This window comes from Aquabacterium sp., from assembly GCF_049274795.1.
Taxonomy (GTDB): Bacteria; Pseudomonadota; Gammaproteobacteria; order Burkholderiales; family Burkholderiaceae_C; genus Aquabacterium.
The window spans coordinates 1-9,778 of the sequence record NZ_JBASTH010000030.1 but is presented as its reverse complement, the minus strand read 5'-3'; the positions used below and the strand labels follow the sequence as shown (position 1 = coordinate 9,778).

7 protein-coding genes are annotated in these 9,778 nt (G+C 66.1%); 2 read left to right on the top strand and 5 right to left on the bottom strand.

Annotated features, from left to right (window positions below; genetic code table 11):
* Positions 1-3,581 (top strand): tandem-95 repeat protein (locus tag WAQ08_RS04830; RefSeq protein ID WP_422189533.1); only part of this gene is annotated, 3,581 nt, incomplete at its 5' end.
* 61 nt (positions 3,582-3,642) lie between these two features.
* On the opposite strand, the gene WAQ08_RS04825 is transcribed toward WAQ08_RS04830, so the two are convergent.
* The 5 genes from WAQ08_RS04825 to WAQ08_RS04805 all read right to left on the bottom strand — a co-directional run bounded on the left by WAQ08_RS04825 (position 3,643) and on the right by WAQ08_RS04805 (position 8,252).
* Complete coding sequence (locus tag WAQ08_RS04825) at positions 3,643-3,909, bottom strand: hypothetical protein (RefSeq protein WP_422189531.1); 267 nt, start codon at positions 3,907-3,909, stop codon at positions 3,643-3,645.
* Positions 3,910-3,959: 50 nt separating this feature from the next.
* Positions 3,960-4,847, bottom strand: a complete 888-nt coding sequence (locus tag WAQ08_RS04820) for a hypothetical protein (protein ID WP_422189529.1) — start codon at positions 4,845-4,847, stop codon at positions 3,960-3,962.
* A 107-nt stretch (positions 4,848-4,954) separates the two neighbouring features.
* Positions 4,955-5,248 carry a hypothetical protein gene (locus WAQ08_RS04815; protein ID WP_422189527.1) on the bottom strand — a complete coding sequence of 98 codons (294 nt, stop codon included), beginning with the start codon at positions 5,246-5,248 and terminating at the stop codon, positions 4,955-4,957.
* Positions 5,249-5,359: 111 nt separating this feature from the next.
* Positions 5,360-7,279, bottom strand: coding sequence for a bifunctional diguanylate cyclase/phosphodiesterase (locus WAQ08_RS04810; RefSeq protein WP_422189525.1), 1,920 nt, complete (start codon positions 7,277-7,279; stop codon positions 5,360-5,362).
* A gap of 25 nt (positions 7,280-7,304) precedes the next feature.
* Positions 7,305-8,252 (bottom strand): transglutaminase-like cysteine peptidase, encoded by a 948-nt coding sequence (locus tag WAQ08_RS04805; protein WP_422189523.1) that lies wholly within the window; start codon positions 8,250-8,252, stop codon positions 7,305-7,307.
* A gap of 34 nt (positions 8,253-8,286) precedes the next feature.
* Between WAQ08_RS04805 and WAQ08_RS04800 the strand changes: the two genes are divergently transcribed.
* Positions 8,287-9,778, top strand: a 1,492-nt coding sequence (locus WAQ08_RS04800; protein ID WP_422189521.1) for a TolC family outer membrane protein, incomplete at its 3' end; no start/stop codon positions are given.

The following is a 9,778-nucleotide window of genomic DNA, read 5'->3' as shown; positions in this document are numbered from 1 at the left end:
TCAAGGCCACCGACGTCGATGGCGACACGCTGACCTTCGCCCTGGGCAACAAGAGCCCGGCCAACGGCACCGTGGCCGTCAACGCCGACGGCACCTGGACCTACACGCCCGCCAAGGACTACAACGGTTCCGACAGCTTCACCGTGCTGGTCAGCGACGGCCATGGCGGCACCGCCACCTCCACCGTCACCATCGGCGTCACGCCGGTGAACGACCCGCCCAAGCCCGAAGACCCGACTGATCCCAACTTCGATCCGGTCACCGGCACCTACAGCGTCACCACGCCCGAGGACACCCCCGTCAAGGGCCAGGTCAAAGCCACCGACGCTGATGGCGACCCGCTCACCTACACCCTGGGCAGCACCAAGCCGGCCCACGGCACCGTGGTGGTCAACGGCGATGGCACCTGGACCTACACGCCCGCCAAGGACTACAACGGTTCCGACAGCTTCACCGTGCTGGTCAGCGACGGCCATGGCGGCACCGCCACCTCGACCGTCAAGATCGGCGTCACGCCCGTCAACGACAACCCGACCGCCAACCCCGACCAAGTCACCGTGGCCGAGGACAGCGTGGTCACCTTCGACCCGCGCAACAACGACAGCGATGTGGACGGCGACAGCCTGACCATCACCGCCGTGAACGGCCACGCCATCAGCACCACGACCCCCGTGGTGCTGCCGGAAGGCACGATCAGCCTGAACGGCAACGGCACGCTGACCTTCACCCCGGCGCCCAACTACAACGGCCCCCTGTCGCTGACCTACACCATCTCCGATGGCCATGGCGGCACGGCCGAAGCGCCCATCACCATCGACGTCACGCCGGTGGATGACGTGGCCGTGGTCGGCTCCGGCTCGGTCAGCCTGTCGGAAGAAGGCCTCGCGGGCGGCATCGCCGACAACACCGGCAGCCCCGACACGACCAACGCCACCTCGGCCTCCGGCAAGCTCACGGTGACCGACATCGACGGCGGCAGCAACATCCTCACGCTGTCCGGCCCCTCGGGCCTGACCAGCGGCGGCGCAGCCATCACCTGGAGCGGCAAGGGCACCGTGGACAACCCGCTGGTCGGCTCGGCCGGTGGCAAGACCATCATCACCGCCAGCATCGACAGCAACGGCAACTACCAGGTCAGCCTGCAGGGCCCCGTCGACCACGCCAACCCCAACGCCGAAGACGTGCGCAGCATCCAGCTGACCGTCCAGGCCAGCAACGGCGTGGCCACCTCCACCGGCACGCTCACGCTCAACATCGAAGATGACTCGCCCGCCAGCGGCAACCAGACGCAGTACGTCAGCCCCGCCACGCAATCGACCAACGTGATGCTGATCGTGGACGTGTCCGGCAGCATGCAGAACGCCCTGGCCGACACCACCGTGAATGGCCTGAAGGCCACCATCAAGGGCCTGCTGGACAACTACGGCGAACTGGGCGATGTGCGCGTGCAGATCGTCACCTTCTCCGACTCGGCCTCTGCCCGCGCCACCTGGATGACGCTGGCCGATGCCAAGACCTTCGTCGACAAGCTCAGCGCCAACGGCGGCACCAACTACGACGCGGCCCTGGCCTCGGCGCAGTCGAGCTTCAACGCCTCCGGCAAGCTGGCCGGCGCGGTCAACGTGTCCTACTTCTTCTCCGACGGTGAACCGAACAAGGGCAAGGAAGTCGACACCGGCAGCGACAAGACGAAGTGGGAATCCTTCCTCAAGGCCAACGACATCGACAGCTACGCCATGGGCATCAACGGTGCCAGCTCGTCGAACCTCAAGTACCTGGAGCCGATCGCCTACAACGGCGGCAGCGAAAGCGAGCGTCCTGCCGTCATCCTGAACAGCAACACCGCCGTCAAGACCTACCTGGACAACAGCGTGGTCACCGTGGAGCACGGCAGCCTGGCCAGCGTGGCCGGCGCCGATGGCCTCAAGGCTGTCACGGCCTTCTCGGCGGCCAACCAGACCTCATCCACCTACGACGCGGCCACCGGCATCCAGACGATCACGCTCAGCTCCGGCAGCCGCATCGAGCTGAACCTGACCACGGGCGAGTACACCTACACCCGCCCGGCCGGCAACACCGGCGACACCTTCAGCTACACCATCATCGACAAGGATGGCGACAAGGGCAGCGGCACGCTGACCCTGACCACCGTCAACCACGCGCCGGAAGGCACCGATGGCACCGTCACCCTGGCCGAGGACACCAGCTACCACCTGCAGGTGTCGGACTTCGGCTTCAAGGACAGCGATGCCGGCGACCGCCTGAGCGCCGTGCGCATCAACACTCTGCCCACCGATGGCACGCTCACGCTCAACGGCAAGGCCGTGGTGGCTGGCCAGGTCATCGCCGCAGGCGACATCGGCTCGCTGGTGTTCAAGCCCGATGCCAACGAGAACGGCGCCGCCTACGCCAAGCTGACCTTCTCGGTCGCCGACCGCGCCGGTGCCTACGACAGCACGCCCAACACACTGGCCTTCAACGTCACGCCGGTGAACGACGCGCCCATCGCCCGCATCGCCTCGCATGGCGGCCTGCTGGGCCTGGTGGACGTGTCGGTCGACCCGATCCTGAACTTCAGCAGCAACCAGCACCTGGGTGTCTACGATGTGGACAACAACCTGACCCGCATCGACGTGTCGGTCGAGAACCTGCTGTCGGTGGGTGGCCTGGCCAACGACATCCTGGGCCTGATCGGCCTGGGTGGCGACCACAGCAAGCTGACCATCGACACGGCCCTGGCGCAAAGCTACGGCTTCACGATCAGCGGCAACGACACCCGCCACATCGTGATCACCTCGGCCACGGCCGGCGGCACGGTGGACTACGGCATGGTCAACAAGCTGCTGGCCACGCTGACGTACGACCCGGCTGAACTGCTGGGCATCTCGGCCGACCTGCTGCCCAAGATGACCATCAAGGCCACGGACGCCTTCGGCCTGTCCAGCACGGACGCCGCCTCGGCCGGCCTGATCTCGGTGCATGCGGACACCATCCAGGATGTGCTGGATACCAAGGTGAGCGTGTCTGCCAGCGCCACGGTCGACTCGGCCGTGACACTGACCCACGACGCGCTGACCGGCGAGTTCACGCACTCGATCGATGTGGGCCTGAACGTGTCGACACCGCTGACGTTGACTGGCCACTCGGCTTCGTCCGACGTGTTCGCCTGGAGCCTGTCGGACCACGGCACGGCCTCGGCCGGCGCTGGCACCAACGGCGCCACGCTGAACGCCACGCACGCGGTCGACACCATCGTCGACTTCGACACCTCGGCTCGCTCCGCCGGTGGCGACGTGCTGGATCTGCGCGATCTGCTCAGTGGCGAGAACACGGTGGGCGGCAAGGGCAACCTGAGCCAGTTCCTGGACTTCGACACGACGAGCAACCCGGGCTCGACCATCGTGCACGTGAGCTCGACGGGAGGGTTCACGGCGGGCTACGACGCCAAGGCCGAGGACCAGACGATCGTGCTGCAGAACGTGAACCTGCGTGGTGATTTGGGCCTGGGGGCCTCGGCCAGCGACAACCAGGTGATCGCCGAACTGATGACGCGCGGCAAGCTGCTGGTGGACAACAACTGACCAGCCCCGCCCAGCGAAAAGCCCGCCATCCGGCGGGCTTTTTCATGCCACCACGCCTGGATCAGGCAGCGATGGCGGCGCTCAACTGGGTATGCATGTCGCTCAACCGCTTGCGCAACTCTCTCAGCAACTGCACCTCCACGAGGCCGTTGTCATCCACGGCCTCCAGGAAAGGATCGCCACTGTTCACGTAAGCCAGGTACTCGTCCACCAGCCCGATGGCATCGCGCTGATGCCCCTGGCGTTGCGCGCCCTCTTCGGCGTTGAGCGCGTCATCGAGCACATCGATCAGGCGATCGTCCAGGCGTTCCAGCACGGTGTAGAGCATCTACACGTTGCCGCTGATCATCTCGAAATCAGGCTCGTTGGCGCTCTCGCTCAGCACCGCCTGCTCGACCTTGCGCAGTTCGGTCTGGACGTGCTTGCGCATGCCATCCCATGCCAGGCGGGTCTGGGTATAGAGCACCTTGGGCGACACACTGGCCGCCGCCTTGAGGCTGGCCTGTGCCACCAATTCATCGGCCTTGGCCAGATCGCCCTTGCGCAGAAAGACGCCCGCCTCGCTGGCCAGCAGCCGCGCGGTCTTGCCATCGGCGCTGCTGGCTTGGCGGTAGTGGGGGCAGGCGCCACCTTGCCCGCTGGCGGCAAGGGTGGCGCCGGGGGAATGCTCGAAGCGGTCGGTGCCTCCTGGACCTCGGCACCCTTTTCGAACACCGTGCCGTCTTCGCTCATCAGCACGATCTGGCTCACCTTGAAGCCGCTGGCCTTCACCGGCGTGCGCAGCTTCTTGAGCAGCCCGCCCAAGGGCTTGTCCAGCTGCAGCACCAAATCATCGCCATCCACCCAGGCAGTGCCGAAAGTGCCTTGCTTGCTGCCGGTGTGCTCGGCCAGCAGCGCGAACAGCTTGCTGCCGGTGGCCTTCGGGCTCAGGGTCAGCACGCCAGGTGCCTTGTCCTTGCCGTCCACGTAGGCGAACTGCACCTTGCGATCCGGATCCTTGCGGCACATCGTCAACTGCTGCAGCAAGCGCTTGGGGTCGGCCAGCGCAGCGCCGGCCTCGTCTTCTTCGGCCTCGGCCGGTGCGGCGCTGGGAGCGGCCTTCTCAAGCGCGGCCACACGCTTCTTGGCCCCGACCTCCAGATCGGCCAGCCGGCTGTCCAGCGCGTTGTCGCCCTTGTGCACCTTGAGCAGCGCACGTGCTTGCGAACGCAGCTCTTCCAGGCCCTGCAGCTGTGCCGAGGCCGGGCCTTGAGCCCCCTTGTCCACAGCCGTCAGCGCCTTGACAAAGGCTGCATCCTTGTAGCCCTTGCCAGCAGAGAGTGTCCCCGGGCAGCAGCACGCGTTCAGCCTCCGTGGGCGTGACAGACAAGTCCTCAATGTTGCGTGCCATGGCGGTCATCTCCAGCATCACCATGATGTTGCCCTTGGGCATGTCCACGCTGAGGAAATCCCGCGCCACCTGCTAATTCATCGAATAGCTGATCAGCGCCTCGCAAGTGATCGCCTTGCCGCCCCGATACTGGGCTTCGAACTGCGCGGGGGGGCATGTTCAAGCTGCGGTACAGGGTGACCTCTTCCAGCGGCAGCTTGCGCAGGCCTTCCAGCGCGATGACGGCATGGGCCACGCCCGTCTTGGCGGTGTTCTGAGAGGTGTTCGGATCAGGCATCGGGTGTCCCTGGCGGTGATGGCCGCTCATTTTGTGAGCACCATTCGCCAGGTGTGCCTACCGAATCAGCAGGTCCAGCCCAAATGGACTGGACGGATCCGAAGCAAACGATCAGGCCAGTTTCACGGCCGGCCCCGTCACGCCATCGACCCCGCAAGGCCACAGCGCCCCGATGTCCTGCGCATCCATCACGCCTTCGGCATACACATGCAGACCCAGGCTGCGCAACATGCTCACCGTGCCGCTCACGAACGCACGGCGCGCCGTGTCATGGGCCACGCCCTGCACCACCGACGCATCGAGCTTCACGTAATCCAGCCCGGCCTCGAACAGAAACTCGATGCGTGCCAGACGCTCACCCGCGTGTTCCAGACCGATGCGCACACCCAGTGGTCGCAACTGCTTGCACAGCTCGCGCACCAGCTCGAAACGCGTCAGCGCCGCGCTCTCGGCCACCTCCAGCCACAGCGAATTGGCCGCCTGCGGCGATGCCAGCAGGTGCGCACGCAGACGCGGCACGAAGCCGCTGTCGGCCAGCGAAGCCGGCGACAGGTTCACTCCGCGCGGAATGCCGTCCTGAGATATCTGCTCCAGCGCCATCACCACCGCCTGCTCGTCGATCTGCGACATCAGGCCACAACGCAGCGCCATGGGCAGCCACACCGCGGCCGCCTCATAAGCACCACCCGGATCCAGTTGCAGACGCATCGGGCACTCGTGGTGCACCAGGCGGCCATCGCGGTCCACCACCGGGAAACGCACCAGTTGGATCCGCTTGGCCGCCAGGGCCGCGCTCAGGCGGCGGCGCCATTCGTCCTCACCCATCGCGGGCTGAGCATGGGCCACGCTCAGGTCGGCCGTCTCCACCGCGAAGTTGCCACGGCTTTCCGCACGGGCCAGCGCCGAGTCGGCGGAGGCCAGCACCTGCGCCAGCGGCATGCCACGCGCCCATCGGGCCGCGCCCACCACCGCCTGGCCGTTGATGGCCTGTTCGGAGAACATGCGCTTGAGTGAATCGGCCAGGTACTCGGGCTGCGGCAGCGGCGTGCCGCCTTCGCTCAGGCACACGGCGAAGTCGCCCCCGTTGAGCCGGCCCACTGCCGCGCCCGGAATGCCCTGGGTCACTTCCAGCAGCAGCTGGGCCAGGCGTTGCAGCAAGGCATCGGTCTGGCGATGGCCCAGGTTGCGGTTCACACCGGCCAGATCCACCAGGCGCACCAGGTAGACCACGCCCTGGGCCGGCCCGTCCTCGCTGGCCAGCGAGGCCTGCAACTGCCCCATGAAGTGCTTGCGGTGCGACAGGCCCGTCAAGGCATCGCAGTGCGCCTGCTGGCGCAACTGCTCCACCTGCGTGGCCTGTTCATCGAACAGATTCTTCAAGCGCGAGACCACCATGTTCATCGCCTGGCTCAGGCGCGCCAGTTCAGGCACGCGCGGCTCTTCCACCGTGATGAAGCGCCGCTCCATCAGCGCCTGGGCCTGGCCCACAGTGGCGTCCAGCGGCCGGCGGATGCCCCGCACCCCGAACGAGGCCAGCACACCGGCCAGGCCACCCAGCACGGCCAGCCACATCGCGGTCTTGAGGCTGCCTTCCCAGAGCTGGTCATAGGCGAAGCCGGAATGGCTGGTCACCTCCACCGAGCCCAGCGCGCGCCAGCCATCGGTGACCTGGGCCACCCCCACGGGCGACTCGATGGGCACCATGCGCACGAACCACGCGGGGGCCTTGCCATGGCCGGCACTCGGGTCAGCCTCGTGGCTATTGATCACGGTGCCTGCCGGGTCCTTGAGCTGGATCTGCTTGTAGAAGCCCGTGTCGAACTGCGCCGACACGGCCAGGTCCATCAGGGACATGTCACCGCGCTGCTGCGACAGGCTCAAGGCCAATGACTGCGCGTTGTCCGCGTTCTTCAGCCGCAACTGGGTTTCTAGGTAGCCGCGTGCCGATGCCATCCAGACACCGAAGCTGCCCAGGAAAGCCATCAGCAAGGTCACTGCCAGCAACAGCCAGATCTGACGAATCAGGGACATAGCGCCTCCTGCCAAAGCATCTTGTTCACCACCATCCTTCGGCCTTGGCTTTGCTCAGAATTTCCCGCCAGCGCGACAGGCGCGCCACCGGGTCCCCCGCGGACGACCCACCAACGCCCTGCCACAAGCCTTCGGCATTGAAGCTGAACACCGGTGCCAAGTCAGGCCGCCGCGAAGCCGGACGAATGTCCGTGATCAGGTTGTCGAGAATCAGCGGCTCAGCCGTGGGTTCGGGGTAATAGGCCAGCACCATGTGCGCCTGCACCCCACCACCCAGCTGGGCCCTGACATAGACCATTCTCATCTTGGCAGGAGACACCCCCAAGGCGATCAGGGAAAAATACTTGGCGATGGCGTAGTCCTCGCAATCGCCCTGCCCCCTGTTCAGCAACTCCATGGGGCTGGCCCAGTAATCCACCGCGCCCCAGGCGTCCCGGTCGTCACGGAACTGCACCGTGCGGTTGAAGAAGGTGTTGATGACCTTGAGTTTTTCGTCCTCGGAGGCATTGCCCACAGCCTCCATCTCCTGGACCAGGGCCTGCGTGCGTTGAACCGCCGAAGGGCCGAAGCGCTGGGCCGACTGCATCAGCCTGGGAGCATCCAGAGCGTTGCCATGCAGCAACAGGCACAGCATCACGATCACGCCCAAGGCCTGGGCCGTGCGCCAGAACCTGCGGTTTTGCAAGGCCTGCCACACCCCGGCCTGAGCCTCCTCGAACAGACGTGAAGCCGCCTGCCAGGGCTGGCACCACGCACGCATCGAAGGCTGCCTTGCTGGACGAGGCACTGAGATCATCGACATGTCTTCGACCAAACCGCCGTGAACTTGACCACGATGCCTGAAAGCCCCAGGCAGGCACATCGGTGGGTCCGCCCCCTGATCCGGCGTGCCCTGAATGTACAAATTGATGCAAGAATCTATAAGTTTTTTTGAATAAGGGGCATCCCGAGGTGTCAGGTCGCCCTGACTCATCCAACGTTGTCCGACCCAGCCGGAGGCTCACACCGTGTCCAAAACCCAAATCCGAAATGCGCTGACCGCCACCACCCTGGCCGTCATGTGCCTGGCCGTTCAAGCACAGGCGCAACAGGCTCCCGCCAGCAACAGCCTGGCCGCCGCCGCCCAGAAGGCGATCGCCAACAACCCGGAAGTCACAGCCCGTTTCAACGCCCTGCGCGCCGCCGCCAATGAGGTGGACGTGGCCCGTGGCGGCTTCCTGCCCCAGGTCAACCTGTCGGCCGACGGTGGCCGCGCCTACAACAAGTACGACAGCCGCAACCCCGAAGGTCGCTCCTTCAACCGTACTGGCATAGCCTTGAGCATCAACCAGATGCTATGGGACGGCGCGGCAGTCAAGACGGAGGTCGAGCGCCTGGGCCATGCCCGCCTGACCCGCTACTTCGAGTTCCTGAGCGCCTCGGAAGACACCGCCCTGGAAGCCGCCCGCGCCTACATCGACGTGCTGCGCTATCGCCGCCTGGTGTCCCTGGCCGAAGACAACTACGTGCAGCACAAGTACGTGTTCGACCAACTGGCCTCCAAGGTCAAGGCCGGCGTGGGCCGTGGTGTCGATTCGGAACAATCCAATGCCCGCCTGGCCCTGGCCGATTCCAACCTGACCACCGAGATCGCCAACCTGCACGACGTGGCCTCGCGCTACCTGCGTGTGGTCGGTGAATCTCCCGCACCTCAACTGGCTGCCGTGGGCACCGGCGTGCTGAACCGCGGCATCGCCGACAGCAACGCCGACGCCGTGGCCCAGGCCCTGTCGCGCAACACTGCCGTGAGCGCCGCCATCGAGAACCTGCGCTCGGTCGAGTCGCAGGCCGCTGGCCGCAAGAGTGCCTTCCAGCCCAAGGTCGAGGCCCGTGCCCGTGCCGCTGGCGGCAACAACCTTGATGGCAACATCGACCAGCAGCGCAATGCCTCGGCCCAACTGGTGCTGAACTGGAACCTGTACAACGGTGGCTCCGACCAGGCCCGCGTGCGCCAGTACGCCGACCTGATCAACCAGGCGGCCGACCAGCGCGACAAGGCCTGCCGCGATGTGCGCCAGACGGTTGCCATCGCCCACAACGACATCCGCAAGCTGCAGGATCAACTGGCTGCCCTGGACCGCAACGTGCTGTCGATCGAAAAAGCCCGTGACGCCTACCGCCAACAGTTCGACATCGGCCAGCGCAGCCTGCTGGACCTGCTGAACGCCGAGAACGAGCTCTACACCGCCAAGCGCGCCTACGCCAACGCCGAAGCCGACCTGCAACTGGCCTATGCCCGTACGCAAGCAGGCACCAACAGCCTGGTCTCCACGCTGGGCCTGAGCCGCACGGACGACGGCACCGGCGATCTGGCCGCCAACTGGCAGGCCGCCGATGACGCCGCCCAGCGCTGCCCTTCCACCACCGTGGCCGTGAGTGCCACGACCAAGGAAGAGCTGGACGCCCGCGCAGCCCGCCTGGCCACCCCGGCCACCGCCGCACCGGTGCCCACGCCGGCCG

Coding starts and splice junctions, on each gene's coding strand:
- WAQ08_RS04825 (WP_422189531.1), bottom strand. CDS start 3,909: ATGCTCTACACCGTGCTGGAACGCCTGGACGATCGCCTGATCGATGTG.
- WAQ08_RS04815 (WP_422189527.1), bottom strand. CDS start 5,248: ATGCCTGATCCGAACACCTCTCAGAACACCGCCAAGACGGGCGTGGCC.
- WAQ08_RS04810 (WP_422189525.1), bottom strand. CDS start 7,279: ATGTCCCTGATTCGTCAGATCTGGCTGTTGCTGGCAGTGACCTTGCTG.
- WAQ08_RS04805 (WP_422189523.1), bottom strand. CDS start 8,252: ATGAGTCAGGGCGACCTGACACCTCGGGATGCCCCTTATTCAAAAAAA.